The organism is Streptomyces sp. RLA012, from assembly GCF_056270325.1.
The window spans coordinates 7,816,121-7,830,773 of the sequence record NZ_JBWDPA010000002.1; the positions used below are offsets into that span (position 1 = coordinate 7,816,121).

General features: G+C 71.3%; 13 protein-coding genes and 1 pseudogene. 5 read left to right on the forward strand and 9 right to left on the reverse strand.

All coding sequences use genetic code 11. The annotated features are described in order from the left end of the window. Positions 1-51 precede the first annotated feature (51 nt). The 3 genes from RV986_RS35850 (at position 52) to arfA (ending at position 3,406) form a co-directional block, all read left to right on the forward strand. Positions 52-828, forward strand: a complete 777-nt coding sequence (locus RV986_RS35850) for an IclR family transcriptional regulator (RefSeq protein ID WP_475921336.1) — start codon at positions 52-54, stop codon at positions 826-828. Then, positions 825-1,700 carry an SMP-30/gluconolactonase/LRE family protein gene (locus RV986_RS35855; RefSeq protein WP_475921337.1) on the forward strand — a complete coding sequence of 292 codons (876 nt, stop codon included), beginning with the start codon at positions 825-827 and terminating at the stop codon, positions 1,698-1,700. The genes RV986_RS35850 and RV986_RS35855 overlap by 4 nt, the downstream gene beginning before the upstream one ends. Before the next feature lie 200 nt (positions 1,701-1,900). Then, positions 1,901-3,406, forward strand: coding sequence for an arabinosylfuranosidase ArfA (arfA, locus tag RV986_RS35860; protein WP_475921338.1), 1,506 nt, complete (start codon positions 1,901-1,903; stop codon positions 3,404-3,406). On the opposite strand, the gene RV986_RS35865 is transcribed toward arfA, so the two are convergent. From RV986_RS35865 to RV986_RS35905, 9 genes are all read right to left on the reverse strand, one after another. Further along, the gene (locus RV986_RS35865) at positions 3,403-6,402 is read right to left on the reverse strand and encodes a beta-galactosidase (RefSeq protein WP_475921339.1); all 3,000 of its coding nucleotides are present in this window, start codon (positions 6,400-6,402) and stop codon (positions 3,403-3,405) included. The genes arfA and RV986_RS35865 overlap by 4 nt on opposite strands. A 189-nt stretch (positions 6,403-6,591) precedes the next feature. Beyond that, positions 6,592-7,311, reverse strand: a complete 720-nt coding sequence (locus RV986_RS35870; protein WP_475921340.1) for a DUF4232 domain-containing protein — start codon at positions 7,309-7,311, stop codon at positions 6,592-6,594. A 189-nt stretch (positions 7,312-7,500) separates the two neighbouring features. Continuing rightward, positions 7,501-8,562, reverse strand: a complete 1,062-nt coding sequence (locus tag RV986_RS35875) for an alpha-hydroxy acid oxidase (protein WP_475921341.1) — start codon at positions 8,560-8,562, stop codon at positions 7,501-7,503. Between the two features lie 157 nt (positions 8,563-8,719). Beyond that, positions 8,720-9,154 carry a nuclear transport factor 2 family protein gene (locus tag RV986_RS35880; protein WP_475921342.1) on the reverse strand — a complete coding sequence of 145 codons (435 nt, stop codon included), beginning with the start codon at positions 9,152-9,154 and terminating at the stop codon, positions 8,720-8,722. A gap of 31 nt (positions 9,155-9,185) precedes the next feature. Then, positions 9,186-9,935: a DUF2637 domain-containing protein gene (locus RV986_RS35885; RefSeq protein WP_475921343.1), complete on the reverse strand. Its 750-nt coding sequence runs from the start codon at positions 9,933-9,935 to the stop codon at positions 9,186-9,188. Between the two features lie 27 nt (positions 9,936-9,962). Then, positions 9,963-10,172, reverse strand: a complete 210-nt coding sequence (locus RV986_RS35890; protein WP_475921344.1) for a hypothetical protein — start codon at positions 10,170-10,172, stop codon at positions 9,963-9,965. 148 nt (positions 10,173-10,320) lie between these two features. Further along, complete coding sequence (locus tag RV986_RS35895; protein WP_475921345.1) at positions 10,321-11,079, reverse strand: intradiol ring-cleavage dioxygenase; 759 nt, start codon at positions 11,077-11,079, stop codon at positions 10,321-10,323. Positions 11,080-11,142: 63 nt separating this feature from the next. Continuing rightward, positions 11,143-12,492 (reverse strand): HupE/UreJ family protein, encoded by a 1,350-nt coding sequence (locus RV986_RS35900; RefSeq protein WP_475921346.1) that lies wholly within the window; start codon positions 12,490-12,492, stop codon positions 11,143-11,145. Positions 12,493-12,504: 12 nt separating this feature from the next. Next, positions 12,505-13,686: a DUF3500 domain-containing protein gene (locus tag RV986_RS35905; protein WP_475921347.1), complete on the reverse strand. Its 1,182-nt coding sequence runs from the start codon at positions 13,684-13,686 to the stop codon at positions 12,505-12,507. Positions 13,687-13,842: 156 nt separating this feature from the next. Here RV986_RS35905 and RV986_RS35910 point away from each other — a divergent pair, with 156 nt between their 5' ends. Together RV986_RS35910 and RV986_RS35915 are read left to right on the forward strand one after the other, a co-directional pair. Next, entirely contained in the window at positions 13,843-14,562 is a 720-nt protein-coding gene (locus RV986_RS35910) for a response regulator transcription factor (protein ID WP_475921348.1), read from the forward strand. Positions 14,563-14,598: 36 nt separating this feature from the next. After that, a pseudogene (locus RV986_RS35915) lies at positions 14,599-14,643 on the forward strand (hypothetical protein); the annotation flags it as partial. Positions 14,644-14,653: the final 10 nt, after the last annotated feature.

Below are 14,653 nucleotides of genomic sequence, written 5' to 3' on the forward strand. Positions count from 1 at the left end.
TCGTCATGCCGATCGGCTGTTGAAATTTCGAACATAGGGAGGGGGCCGGTTGTGGGACGCCTTGTACCTGCCGTGACCCGAGCTCTCGACATACTTGAGCTCTTCCTCGACGGGGACGGGACGCTCTCCGCCCCCGACATCGTGCGCAAGCTGCAGCTTCCCCGCACCACCGTGCACGAACTGGTCACCACGCTCGCCGCCCGCTCGTACATCGTGCAGGTGCCGAGCCAGCCGGGACGGTACCGCCTCGGTGTGCGGCCCTACCAGCTCGGCAGCCGGTACGCCGAGCAGCTGGACCTCGCCGCCGAGGGGCAGCAGGTCGCCCGCTCGGTCGCCGAGACCTGCGACGAGACCGTCCATGTGGCGATCCTGGAGGGCACCGACGTCATCTACATCGCCAAGGTCGACTCCACGCACGCCGTGCGCATGGTGTCGGCCGCGGGCCGGCGGCTGCCCGCCCACTGCACCTCCGTGGGCAAGATGCTGCTCGCCTCGCTGCCCGACGTGGAGCTGACCTCCCGCGTCCCGGACGACGCGGACCTGGTCGCGATGACCCCGAACAGCATCGCCGAGCCGGGCGCCCTGCGCGAGGCACTCGCCGAGATCCGCCGCCGCGGTGTCGCCGTGGAGAGCCGCGAGTCCAACCCGGACGTCAGCTGTGTCGCCGCCCCGGTGCGCGACCGTACGGGACAGGTCGTCGCCGCGCTCTCCATCTCCGTACCGATGATCCGCTGGAGCGACGAGCGCCGTGTGGAGCTGGAACAGCTCGCCGCGAAGGGTGCCGTCGAACTGTCCGAGCGGCTCGGCCACCGGAGCGTGGTGGGATGACCGGGACGACGGCATGCGACGTGGCGGTACGCGCCGAGGCGGCCCTCGGCGAGGGCCCGACCTGGGACCCGCACGCGCGGCGGCTGATCTGGGTCGACATCCTCGGCTCCCGGGTCCACACCTACGACCCCGCCTCCGGCCGCCGCACGGTCATGGTCACCGAGCAGCACGTGGGCGCCGCGAAGCCCCGCGCGGGCGGCGGCCTGGTCGTCAACCTCCGGGACGGCCTGGGGCTCTACGGGCCGCCCGGGTCCGGTGAGGGCTTCCGCTGGCTGCACCGCGACCCCGTCCCCGGCCGCCGCGCGAACGACGCCGCGGTCGCCCCCGACGGCTCGCTGTTCTTCGGGACCATGCGCTACGACGAGGCGCCGGGCGGCGGCACGCTGTCCCGGATCACCGCCGACGGCTCGGTCCGCACGGTCCTCGACGACGTCGCCGTCAGCAACGGCACGGGCTGGAGCCCGGACGGCCGGCTGATGTACTACATCGACTCACCGACCCGCCGCGTCGACGTCTTCGATGTCTCCGACGTCGGTGACGACCGGCTCCCTCTCGACAGGCGCCCGCTGGCCGTCGTCGAGGAGGGCGCGGGCTGGCCCGACGGCCTCACCGTCGACGCCGACGGCTGCGTCTGGGTGGCCCTCTGGGACGGCGGAGCGGTCCGCCGCTACACCCCGGACGGCAGGCTGGACCGGGTCGTGGAACTCCCCGTTCGCCGCCCCACCGCCTGCGCCTTCGGCGGCCCCGACCTGACCGACCTGTACATCACCACGGCGCGTACGGGCCTGGAGGCGCCGCATCCGCTGGCCGGCTCGGTGCTCGTGGTACCCGGCGCGGGGAAGGGGCTGGCGCAGCCCGCGTTCGCCGGCTGACCCGTCCTGTGAAGCCCCCGCCCGGTCACGGCAGTCACTGGGCGGGGGCTTCGTCGCCGGGCCGGCCGGGCGCCCGGCAGGGGCGCGGGGCCCTGACCCTGTACGGCTCCGCCGCGTGGGCGCGACCCACCACCACAAACCCGCAGTCGCCCACGGACCAGAAACCACCCCCTCCACCCCAGGCGCCCCGAAGGGAAACCATGCGCACCGCCCGCTTCGCCCTCGACCCCGCCTTCACCATCGGCGAGGTCAGTCCCCGCCTCTTCGGCTCCTTCGTCGAGCACCTCGGCCGCTGCGTCTACACCGGCGTCCACGAACCCGACCACCCCTCGGCCGACGCCGCGGGCCTGCGCACGGACGTACTGGAGCTGGTCCGTGAGCTGGGCGTCACCGCGGTCCGCTACCCCGGCGGCAACTTCGTCTCCGCCTACAACTGGGAGGACTCGGTGGGCCCGGTGGCGGACCGGCCCCGCCGCCTCGACCTCGCCTGGCGCTCCACCGAGACCAACCGCTTCGGTCTGTCGGAGTTCATCGACTTCGTGAAGAAGATCGGCCCGCAGGCCGAACCGATGATGGCCGTCAACCTCGGCACCCGCGGGGTCGCCGAGGCCCTGGAACTCCAGGAGTACGCCAACCACCCCGGCGGGACGGCCCGTTCGGACCTGCGGGTGGCGCACGGCGGCAAGGACCCGTTCGGCATCGGGCTGTGGTGCCTGGGCAACGAGATGGACGGGCCCTGGCAGACCGGCCACAAGACGGCGGAGGAGTACGGCCGCCTCGCCGCCGAGACCGCGCGCGCGATGCGCCAGATCGAACCGGACCTCGAACTCGTCGCGTGCGGCTCCTCCGGGCAGAACATGGAGACCTTCGCCCAGTGGGAGGCGACCGTACTGGCGGAGACGTACGACCTGGTCGACTACATCTCGCTGCACGCCTACTACGAGGAGACCGGCGGCGACCGCGACTCCTTCCTCGCCTCCGCCGTCGACACCGAGTCGTTCATCGAGAACGTGGTGGCGACCTGCGACCACGTGGGCGCCCGGCTGAAGTCCGGGAAGAAGATCAACCTCTCCTTCGACGAGTGGAACGTCTGGTACCAGAGCCGCCCCAACCCGCACCCGGTCGAGGACTGGCAGGAGGCTCCGCGGATCCTGGAGGACGTCTACTCCGTCACGGACGCGGTCGTCTTCGGCTCCCTGCTCATCGCGCTGCTGCGGCACGCGGACCGGGTGACCGTCGCCTGCCTCGCCCAGCTCGTCAACGTCATCGCGCCGATCATGACGGAGCCGGGCGGCCCGGCCTGGCGGCAGACGACGTTCTTCCCCTTCGCGCAGGCGTCGAGGTACGGGCGCGGGGAGGTCCTCGACGTCCGCGCGGTGTCGCCGACGTACGAGACGAAGAAGTACGGCGAGGTGGACCTGCTGCACGCCACCGCGGTGCGCGCCGAGGACGGCTCCGTCACCGTCTTCGCGGTCAACCGCAGCCAGAGCGAGCCGCTGCCGCTCGAAGTCACCCTGAGCCGACTGGGGTTGACGACGGTCGTCGAGCACAGCGCGATCGCGGACGCCGACCCGGACGCCCGCAACACCCTCGACGACCAGGAGCGGGTCGCCCCGCACCCCGTCGAGGGCACCGCCCTCCAGGACGACGGCACACTGACCGCCGTCCTGGAGCCGCTGTCCTGGAACGTGATCCGGCTGGGCTAGGACGCGGGTGTGGCGCCGGGGGAGTCCACCGTGGTCACCGGCACTCCTCCGGCCGCGCTGCCCAGCAGCGTCAGCTTCACCTCGCCCGGACCGGCGGGGGTGGTGCCGTCGGAGAGCACGGCGAGGGCCAGGGTGTTGGACCCCTGGGTGCGCAGCACACCGTTCGGCAGGACGAAGGTGTGCTGGGGGCCCACGTCGTTGATGTACTGGCCCATGTTCCAGCCGTTCAGGAAGATCTGGACGCGGTAGGCGCGGGCCGGATCGTCGGTGAGGGTGAGTCCGATCGAGGCGTCCACGCCCGGGTCGACGGCCAGCCGGAACGCGGTGCGGTACCAGGCGACGCCCTGCCCCCGCACCGCCCGCGGGAAGTCGACGACCTTCCAGCCGCCGTCCGCGAACCCCGGCAGATACCAGCCGTTCCGCTCCCCGTACAGCCCGCCGTGGTTGAGCGGCCCGCGCACCGGGTCGGGTGCCGCCGCCCCCTGGATCCGCCAGCTCAGCGCCGGCGCGGCGCCGGTGAAGGTCACGGCGGTCAGCCCGCGGGCCACCTTGTGCGTGTCCTTCGCCGCGCCGTCCATGTCGTGCTGCATCCGGCGGACGAGGACGGACAGCACGTGCGGCCCGTCCGCGTACCGCACGGGGAAGGTGGCCGTGGCCGCCCAGGTGCCCTGCCTGACCGTCGCCCTGTCCGGCACCGGCATCCGGTGCGCGCCCAGCGGCTTGCCGTCCAGCCACGCCATCAGCATCCCCTGGGTCCCCGTGACGTACGAGAGGGACACCGACTCGGCGGCACCGCCCGCGGCCCCCAGGGCCCCCGCGTTGTCGAAGTGCCCCCGGTACCAGACGTCTCCGTAGTGGAAGCCGTAGTCGTCGGCGAAGAGCACGGGCTGCCCGGCCGGTACCGGGGTGGTGCTGAAGGAGGAAGTCCGGTCGGCGACCGTCCAGGCCGAGTCGTCGAAGTCCGCCGCGGATTCCTGGTTCTCGGCGTGATGGCGCCAACTGCCCAGCACGGGAAGGCGGACGCTCCCGACGCCCGGCAGTCGCCGCGCGGCCCGCAGACTCCCGGAGGCGGTGGGCCGGGCTGTCAACATGCCCTGGTTCCAGACCACTTCGCTCATCCCGCGCGGCCCCCACACCTCCAGGTCCGCCGCCTCGACCGTGTCCCCGGTCAGATGAACGGCGTTGCCGCGCAGGGTGGCCGTGCGCAGCAACGCCGGACCATGCACGAGCACCGGGCCGGACGGGGTGTCGTAGCGCCACAGCCGTGCGGAGGCCTCGTCGTCGGCGAGCAGCAGGAGGAGCGGGGCGGAGATGCCGCCGCCCTCGACCAACACCCGTGTCAGTCCGCCGAGTTCGGCGTCGACCCGCAGCAGTCCGTGCGCGTGGGCATGGTCGGCCCCGCCCTCCAGCACGGTGACCGTCGGCTCGCTCGCGCACTCCAGCACGGTCCGCGTCCGCTCGCCCCTCCGGCCGGTGAACACGGCGATGTCCTGGCGCCCGGCGGTCAGCCGCAGCATGGGCTGGGCGCTGGAGTACCTCAACGTGCGGCGCCCGAGGGAGAGTCCGGTGGCGAGCAGCCGGGCGTCGAGCCCGGGGACCGGTACCGTCACGCCCTCCCCGGCGAGCGTGACGGCGGCCACGACCTCGTCGGCCCGGTCGTTGCGCAGCACGTGGAAGTGCGCCTTCGTGTCCGGGTTGACGAGGTGGTACGCCGTGATCCCGGCGTCCGCCCCCGCCTTTCTGCCGCTCTCGCCGACCTTGACGTCCTCCGCCCGGTCGAGTTTGGCGAGGTCGGGCACCGAGTGCAGAAGCTGCCCGATCTGGTGCATCGGGACCAGCTTCGGGGTGGGTCTGCGGGCCTCGTCGAGGGCGGCCCCGTAGTCGTACGACGTGTAGACGACCGGCGCGGGCAGCCAGCCCCAGGAGGTGCCGCCGAAGGTCATGTAGACGTTGTGGACCTTGATGCCGTTGGCGAGATTGGTGAGGTAGAAGCGTCGCTCGTACGCCGCGTCACGGGTCCGCGCCGACTCCGCGTACCCCTTGCCGTCGAACTCCACGCCACCCCAGGGATCGAACCAGCCGCCCCCGAACTCGGCCAGGAACCCCGGGGTCCCGGGACTCGCGGTGGAGCCGCCCTTCGCCCCGCCGATGCCGTAGTACCCCCAGTCGGGCGGCGGCCCGGAGGGCGAGGGATAGCCGTCGAAGCCGTACAGATAACGCCCCTTCTCCCCGCCCGTGTCGAAGGTGCCGGGGGCCCAGTAGCCGTTGCGCCCCTTGTCGTTGTGGAAGAGCGGTACGTCGATGCCGTCGGCGCGGACCTTGGCGTAGAGGTGGGCCATGTAGTCGCGGCCCCGGGCACTGGCGGTGTTGTTCGCGTACTCGTTCTCCAGCTGGTAGAGGACGATCGTGCCGCCGCCGCGGGTGTGGAGGTGCCGGGCCGCGATCCGGTTCACGGCGCTCAGCCATTCGTCGACGTACGACAGGTAGGTCGGGTCGGAGGTCCGGGCGGTGCCCTTGGTGGCGGTCAGCCAGCCGGGGAAGCCGCCCGCGTCGACCTCGGCGTTGATGTACGGGCCGGGGCGCAGGATCACGTACAGGCCGGTCTCGGCGGCCGTGCGCAGAAACAGGTCGAGGTCGCGGACGCCCGTGAAGTCGTAGTGCCCGGGGGCGGGGGAGTGGTAGTTCCAGGAGACGTAGACGCTGATGGTGTTGTAGCCGTGGGCGCGCAGCTTCTGCAGCACATCACGCCAGAGGGAGGGGCTCGGCAGGCGGAAGGGGTGCACCTCGCCGGACCACAGCACGACACGCTTTCCGTCGATCAGCATCGAGTACGGGTCGAAGCCGACGGTGTGCCGGGCGCCGTCCGCGCCGGGCGGCCCGGGCGCGGGGCCGGTGGGAGTGGTCGCGTGGGCGAACGCCCCGCTGCTCCCACCGAGGGAGAAGCCGAGCGCGGAGGTGCCGGCGAGTGTGCTGAAGGTACGTCTGCTCAACACCATGCGGGGCTCCCAGGGGCAGCGGTACGGCGGCGCGGGTGGGGTCATTCTCCACGCCGATATGTCCCACAATGGTTATATGAGGATCTCGGCGCGGGCGGATTACCCGGTACGGGCGCTTGTGGAACTCACCGTCCGGCGGAACGGCCGGTAGCGGCCCGAGGTGCGGGGGCGGGGTGCGGAGCAGGTGCTTCAGGAGGGCTTGGTCGCCGACAGGGCGGTGACGGTCACCTTGTCGTCGCACTCGGCCAGCACGCCGTCCTTCAGGGCGACCTGGTGCGCCCCGGCACCCGGGACACCCACGACCAGCGTCGGGTAGGTGACGGGCGTGGACCCGGACGCGCAGTAGCCGTCCGCCTCCCCCTGGACCTGCACGAACGTCAGCTTCGTCCACGCCCTCCCGCCCGGTGCGAGCTTCACCGTGGAAGCGGAGCCCGTACGGGTCACCTTGAGCGGACGGTTCTTCTGCGGGGAACCGTTGCCCGCCCCCGCGACGGTCGGATGCCCGTGGACGGTGCACGGCTTGCCGGACACATTGGTGAACTCGACGATCGCGGCTCCGGTGCCGGTGCCCGGCGGTCGTACGGCGGCCTGGTACATGGACGCGCCGAGAGCCGACAGGGCACATGCCTTCGGGGCCGTGGGAGCGGCTTCGGAGGTGGATGCCGCCGGCTCGACCGATGCGCCGGACGGTGTACCGGTCGTCCCCGCCCCGCTGCTGCTCCCGTCCGGCTGACACCCGGTCATGAGCAGGGCGGCCGCGGCCGCGATGACCAGCGCCGGCGCGGTCCTGCGGATGACGATGCCGCGTGTGCCGCGTGTGCCGCGTGTGCCGCGTGTGCCGCGTGTGCTGTGCGTGCTGTGCGTGCTGTGCGTGTCATACGTACCGTGCGTGCCGTTCGTGGCGTTCATGGTCTTCATGGAGTCCCCCGAAGTGGTTCAGGCGCCGGTCTCCCACCGGCACTCGTCGCTTCAGAGCGAGGCGACGGCTTCCGGGGTTCACCCACGTGACTGTCTGTGACATGACGGTGACACAGGCGGTCGGGGCCTGCATGTCGTGGGACGCGCCTGCGCACGGAGCGCGGGATGTCCACCACGGACTCACAGCAGCGGCGGGGATCCGGTCCACAGCAGGTCGCGGGTCAGTTCGGACACGCTCGGCGCGCCGGTCAGACTCATCGCCTCGGTGAGCTCGTCGGTGAGTTCGTCGAGCAGCCGGGTCACACCGGCGGCGCCGCGCACGGTCAGGGCCCACAGGGCGGGGCGGCCGATGAACACCGCTCGGGCACCGAGGGCGAGCGCGGCCAGGATGTGGGTGCCGCGCCGCAGCCCGCCGTCCACGTAGACCTCGGCACCGGTACCGGCCACCGCGTCGACGACCTCCGGCAGGGCCCAGGCGGTGGGCACCAGGCCGTCCAACTGGCGGCCCCCGTGGTTCGAGACGATGAGCCCGGACGCCCCGGCCGACACCAGCTCCCGCGCGTCGTCGCCGCGCAGCACGCCCTTGACCACGACGGGCAGACCGCCGGTCCGCCGGCGCAGCCAGCCGATCACGTCGAGCGTCAGATCGAGCGCGTGCTCGGCGGCCTCGGGCGCGGGAACGCCGGTGACGTTGCCGTACAGATCCTCCGGGCCGACGAGGCCCCCGACGTGCGCGCCGCGTTTGCCCCGTGAGCCCATGGCCGGTGTGTCGGCGGTCAGTACGACCGCCCGTGCCCCGGCGACGACGGCCCGCTCCAGCGTTTCGACGGTCAGCGCCCGGTCCCGGGTCAGATGGGTCTGCACCCACCACGGCGCCCCGGCGGGCACCAGGTCGGCGAACAGGACAGCGGTGTTCGAGGTCACCGCCAGCAGCGACCCCGCGTCCGCGACGCCCCGCGCGGTGGCGGCCTCCCCGTCGGGATGCGCCTTGCGCTGCAGGGTGCTGGGCGCGACGAGCACGGGCGTACGAACGGGCGTGCCCAGTACGGTCGTGGAGGCCTCGCAGTTCGACACGTCCCGCATCAGTCGGGCCCGGAACCGGAACCGGTCCCAGGCCTCGGTCGCCTCCGCCACGCTGAGGCCCTGCCCGGCGCCGCGCCGGAAGTACGCGTACACGTCCTCCGGCAGCGAGGCGGCGGCCCGTTCCTCCAGCCCGTCCATCCACCGTTCGATGCGCGTCACGCGAGTCATCTTCCTGCACACCCGGTCACTCGCTCAGCCACTCGGCCAAGGTGGCAGGTGGAGGCCGGTGGGGGTGGAGAGGCGGAGGGGGTGGAAGGGGTGGAGGGAAGTGGAGGGAAGTGGAGGGAAGTGGAGGCGGCAGAGGGGGGCGGGGAACTCATCGTTCCCCGAGCGTCACCCCGTTCAGCGTCACCCCGTTCAGCGGCACCCGCCGCGCCGCCACCGTCCGCCGCGAGATCCGCCAGCCCCCGGCCCGGCGCACCACGACGTCCTCGTACGACACCGATCCGCAGCCCCCGTCCGCCGTCACCCCCAGCCCCTTGGACCGCACCAGCGCCCGGTCGTCCCCGAGGTCGGCGATCACGATGTTGGTGACGTGATGGGCGACGGGGTTCGCGGCGCCGAGCGCGAGGGCCGCGTCCCGGATCGCCCCGATCCCCACCAACTCCCCCTGGCCGAACGCGGGCACGTCGTAGACGACGTCGTCGCTGAAGAGCTCCGCGAGCTCGTCGAGGCGCCCGTCGTCGAAGAGATGGCCGTGCAGTGAGATCAACTCGGCGATGGCCAGGCGGTCTTCGATGGAGAGTGTCATGCGGGCCCTTCCGGGTGTTCCCGTCGACTGCCTACGGTCTTGGCTGCTTGGGTCGCTTCACAGTCTGGCAGGCGTGCCGGGGGCCGTTCTGGGGCGAGATCTGGCCGACGAGTTCCCGGAAGCAGATCAGGGCGGTGATCGGAGGGATTCCCACGACCACCATCGCGAGCAGGGAACGCGGTGACTGGCCGACGCAGAGTGCCACCGCCGTGCCGGAGGCGATCAGCATCACGGCCCAGGACCGCCGGGCGCTCCGGTGCTGAACCGATGCCCGCAGGATGGACAGACCCGCCACGAGCCAGGGCCCGTACACGGTCAATGGCCACCATCGCGCCAACTTGGCCGACACCACCAGTAAGGAAATGCCGCGGAGTTGATTGTACGAATAAGAGACGGACCATCCCAGCATCATCACTGCGGATACAATGATCATTGTGACGAGGAAAACCACCGCGATGATCCGGTGTTTTGCGGCAATGGCTTGAAATCCCGGCCGGGGCCGGCGTCGGCTGACCGGGCGGCGGCGATGCGCATGGCTGTTCGGTGGAACCGCGGCGGAGGTCACGCCGGCGGTCGTCGTGTACAGCATCTGAGCCAGCTCTTCGTCCGGATCCCACGCGTCCGGTGCGATCGCGGGCTCGGGGACGTGCCAGAGGTGATGCGTTCCGAGCGGGTCGACCCCGTTGAACTGCTGGTTCAGCGGATCGTGCGGATCATAGGGGGCGGCTCTCGGATCGATCTGGATGTCGCGGAGGGTTGGATCATCCTCAATCCAGTCCATCTGTCTTTGGCTCCTTCGCGACCCTGCTCAGAGGGATCCATCTGCGGCATGTGCGTCCAGTGCGGCCCGGAGGTATTCGCTTTCCATACGGTTTATGGCCTTGAGGAACTCCTCCAGCAGGTCCGCACAGTGCTCCAGATGCGCGCGTCCGTCGGCGACATCAAGCCAGACACTGCCGCTTCCGGCAGGAGACGGGGGCGAATGAGTCTCGTTTACCTGCATATCTTTCAGGGTCACAACGGCTTAACGAGCACCATAGGGCGTAAGGCATTCGGGCATTCAGGGGAATGCGCGGCAATAGAGATGATCGTGGTCTTATCGATGAGGAGGGCCCCGCCGGTACGGTCCGGCGGGGCCCTGGTGGGAGATCCGTGGGGGTCGGGGGTCAGCTCGTTTCGACGCCGAGCGTCAGTGCGCCCGTGTAGCCCGACGACGCCGTGCTGCCCAGGGGGGTCAGGGTCAGGAGGCCGGACGCGGCGCCCCCGTCGTCGTAGATCGAGTCCTGGGCGAGGGTGGTGCGGGTGACCGTGTTCGTGGAGTACGTGGAGAGCCTGGCCACCGCCGTGGTGATCGTTTCGTCGAAGAAGAGCTGGCCGGTGTGGAGTTCGCGGCCGCCCGTGAACGAGCCGTCGGCGGTGAGGGTGACGCCCGTGTGGACCTTCACGTGGATGTGGACGCAGCGGCCCCGGTACCAGCCGGGGTAGATCGTGGTGATGTTCGCGACGCCGCTGGAGTTCGTCAGGACGCCGCCACGCAGGAACGTGCCGTCGTCCGGTTCGCTGTGGCCGTTGTTGCCGACGAAGCCGGAGTACTCGCCCAGCGCGTCGCAGTGCCAGATCTCCACGAGGGCGCCGGCGAGCGGGGCGCAGGTGTCGTCGTCGACGACGGGGAGCACGAGCTTGAGCGGGATGCCCGGCTTGCTCTCGGTGATGTCGGCGCGGACCAGGGCGCCGTCCAGGTAGTAGGGGCCTTCGGTCATCTCCTTGGTGAGGGTGCAGACGGCCGCCGCGGCGGCGGGGGCCGTGTCGGCTGTGGGGGCTTCGGGCGCGGCGGCGCCCACGGCCAGGGTGGCGGCCGTGGCGCCCGTGGCGATCAGTACGGTGCGGCGCCCGATCGGGTGTGCTGCTCCTGAAGTGTCTGTCATGGACACGGCACCGTAGGAAGGGATGCTGTCGATCGGCTGTCAGTACGGCAAAGTGACGACTCGTCAAGTTTGTTGTGAGACAGCCGACACGGCCGGGACGTTCGCGACCGTGGACGCGGCCGGTCGTGCCCGCGGGGCGACGCGGTACGCCGTGGCGGCCAGCGCCGCGAGCGCGAGTGCCACGAGGAAGGGGTGTCCCACCAGCCAGTTCTGGACGCCCTCGAACGGGTCGGAGGCGGTGAGCCCGGCGCGCTCCAGCATCCAGGAGGTGGCGAAGAGGAGGCCCAGGACGGCCAGGCCGATACGGAACGCGGGGTACACGGCGGTGCGGGCCAGGACCAGGAGGGACGGCATCAGCAGGGCCACGACCAGCAGTTGGGTCAGCTCGATGCCCAGGTTGAAGCCCAGCAGGGTGGTGACGAGGGACCCTCGGTCGAGGCCGAGGTCGCCGATCAGCGAGGCGAACGCCAGACCGTGGACCAGGCCGAAACCCGCGGCGATCAGGATCTCGCCGCGGGCCACCAGCGGGCGTATCGCGTGCACCGCCGACACCGCGATCGAGAAGGCGATCAGCGTTTCGACCGGGCGGGACGGCAGGTCGATCACCCCGGTGGCCGCCAGCGCCAGGGTGAGGGAGTGGCCCACGGCGAAGGCCGAGACCACATGCGCCACGCGCAGGACGCTGCGCCGTGCCGACGCGGTGGTGGGGGAGCGCCACCGGCCGCCGGCCGCCGGCAGCGGGGCCGGGACGAGCAGCATGAGGAGGAACAGCAGATGGTCCGCGCCCTCCCCGATGTGCTTGATGCCCAGACCGGCGGTGGTGGCGAAGCCCCGGAACCAGGAGCCCTCGCCCGCGGGGACCTTCAGCGTCTTGGTGTCGAAGTCGAAGATCCCGAGGGTCTCGGCGTCGTCGGCCTTGAGGATGCCGCGGTCGAAGTCGTACCGGACGGTGACGATGACGTTGTGGGTGAGCAGTTCCTCGACGATGACGTCGTAGTGGAGGTCGAAGTCCGTGACGGGGCGGCCGTCGGGCGGGCGGAGGGTGAGGGGGTAGACGAGGTGCGGCGACGCGTCGATCGTGCGGACCGACGGCGTGCCCAGCGAGACCTTCCAGGGGGTGCCGCCCGCGGCTGTGGCGCTGATGTGCCCGGCCGTGTAGCGGCCCAGGAACGCCCGGTCGGCGCCGAGGACACTGTCGCCGGTCAGGTCGCGGTGCACGGCGATCGCCAGGCGGTCGATGGGCAGCTGCACCTCCCCCTCGACCCGGTCGTCGCCGATGTCGAGGAGGACGGCGGAGGTGCTCATGGGGTGCGCGCCGGCCGGCGACGCGAGGCCGCCGACCAGCAGGAAAGGCAGGAACAGCAAGAACGGCAGGAGTACCGCGATCGGGAGCGCGGTCGGCGGGCGGCGCACGGTGGTGGACCGTCATTCCCAGCCGTAGTCGGAGGTCTCGTCCCGGAAGATCGTGTGCTGATGGATCCCGTCGGTCGAGGCACCGGGCTGGTTGGAGAACTCGACCCAGGCGGACGGACCGTCGAGGCGTACGTACGTCTGGTTGTTGTCGAGCGTCGTGCCGCCGCTCCAGCCGATGTACGTCCTGTCGTACTCGGAGACGTACTTGGCCAGCAGCCGCTTGGCGGCCCGCTCGTCCAGGTCGTCGACCCAGGCCTTCAGCATCGCCGTGACCTCGGCCCGCTGGGCCTTGGTGAGACTGCTGACGAGGACGCCCTCGGGCTGCGCCGGGAAGGGGCCGTCGTGGCCGGGTCCCAAGTACAGGTCGTCGAAGCTGCCGTCGATCTCGGCCGCCGTCAGCTCGTCCGCGGTGAGCGACTGGATGGCACCGATGGTCGCGGTCCGCTTGTCCTCCAGCGGGGCGTAGTACATGTTCTCCCAGTCGAACTGCATCGGTTCGACCGCGGTCAGGGTGGGCGAGATGCTCACGTTGTTCCCGGCGTAGGTGAGGTTGTACGCCGCGTGGTGGCCGCCGTACTGGACGGTGAACTCACCGGTCCTGCTGGGCAGGCCGAAGAACGAGATGTAGTACCACTGCGAGCCGAAGTTGGCGCCCCCGCCGCCGCCCGGGGGACGGCCGCCGCCTCCCGTCGGGGCCGCGGTCGGTGTGCCGGTCGGTGTGCCGGTCGGAGGGGTGGGCGTGCGGGGAGGCAGCGAGGCGAGGTAGTCGTCGGCCTTGCGGATCTCGACGAGCTCCTCGTAGCCCTTCCTGCTGAGGGCCGCCTCCATGACCTTCAGGGCGGCCGCCTGCTGTTCGTCGGTGAGGTCGCCGAGCTTCAGGCCGTTGCGTGCCACGACGGGGGTCGGGAAGTTCGACCAGCCGGTCTTCTTGGCCGCGTCGTCGAAGTCGTAGAGGGCGGTGTCCTTCTGCTCGTCGGAGAGCGTCGCCAGGAAGGCGTTGGCGGCGGCCACGACCTGGGCGGTGTTCGCCCCGCCGGCCCCGTGCCGGGCCGCGGAGGCCGGGATCGGCGCTCTGGCCGTCAACTCGGTCGACGAGGAAGCCGAGTTGAGGACGGTGCAGCCGGTGGCGGCGAGGGTGACGCACGCGGCGACGGCCAGGGCGCGGTGCGTGAGTCGGACAGCGACGGTCGGCATGGGGGGACTCCCGTGGGGGGGCGGGTCAGGGGTTCCCATCGTGGGTGGGTGATCTCAGACCTCGGCGGGAGGAAGTCCGGAGTTCGGTAAGAGCCGGGGCCGGAGTGCGGGCGAGAAACGACCGTTGCTCATGGGGCGGTGGGTCATCATGTGGACGTGGTGAATCGTGTCCTCGTCGTCGACGACGATCGTGCGGTCCGCGAATCCCTCGCGCGGGCCCTGGAGTTGGAGGGGTACGACGTCGTCACGGTCGCCGACGGGGTGGAGGCGCTGACCCGGGTCCGGCGCGGATCGTTCAGCGCGCTGGTGGTCGACGTGATGATGCCGTACGTCGACGGGGTGGGCGTGTGCCGGGTACTGCGCGCCGACGGCGACCGGACCCCGGTGCTGATGCTGAGCGCGCGGGCCGGGACCCCGGACCGGATCACCGGCCTGGACGCGGGCGCCGACGACTACCTCCCCAAGCCCTTCGAGATACCCGAACTCCTCGCCCGGCTACGGGCGTTGCTGCGCAGGGGCGACCTGGCCACGGACGACCTGGCCACGGACGACGACGAGCCGGTGGTCCGGGCCGGTGAGGTACTGCGGATCGCGTCCCTGCGCGTCGCCCCGGCCGCCCGCCGCGCCTGGTGGACGGACCGGGAACTACGGTTCTCCAGGACCGAGTTCGACCTGCTGGAGCTCCTGGTGCGCAACGAGGGGCTGGTGCTGGACCACGCGACGGTCTACGGGCGGGTATGGGGCCCCGATGCCGGCGTGGACGCCAAGAACCTCGCGAGTTACGTCGGTTATGTGCGGCGCAAGCTGGCCGACGCCGGTGCGCCCGACCTGATCCACACCGTGCGAGGTGTGGGCTACGCGGTACGGCGGCCATGAGGCGGCGACAGCGGTGAGGCAACGGCAACGGCAGCGGCAGTGGCAGTGGCAGTGGCAGCGGTGAGGCGACGGCGGCGGTGAGGCGACGGTC

Coding starts and splice junctions, on each gene's coding strand:
- RV986_RS35855 (WP_475921337.1), top strand. CDS start 825: ATGACCGGGACGACGGCATGCGACGTGGCGGTACGCGCCGAGGCGGCC.
- arfA (WP_475921338.1), top strand. CDS start 1,901: ATGCGCACCGCCCGCTTCGCCCTCGACCCCGCCTTCACCATCGGCGAG.
- RV986_RS35865 (WP_475921339.1), bottom strand. CDS start 6,402: ATGGTGTTGAGCAGACGTACCTTCAGCACACTCGCCGGCACCTCCGCG.
- RV986_RS35870 (WP_475921340.1), bottom strand. CDS start 7,311: ATGAACGCCACGAACGGCACGCACGGTACGTATGACACGCACAGCACG.
- RV986_RS35880 (WP_475921342.1), bottom strand. CDS start 9,154: ATGACACTCTCCATCGAAGACCGCCTGGCCATCGCCGAGTTGATCTCA.
- RV986_RS35885 (WP_475921343.1), bottom strand. CDS start 9,935: ATGGACTGGATTGAGGATGATCCAACCCTCCGCGACATCCAGATCGAT.
- RV986_RS35895 (WP_475921345.1), bottom strand. CDS start 11,079: ATGACAGACACTTCAGGAGCAGCACACCCGATCGGGCGCCGCACCGTA.
- RV986_RS35905 (WP_475921347.1), bottom strand. CDS start 13,686: ATGCCGACCGTCGCTGTCCGACTCACGCACCGCGCCCTGGCCGTCGCC.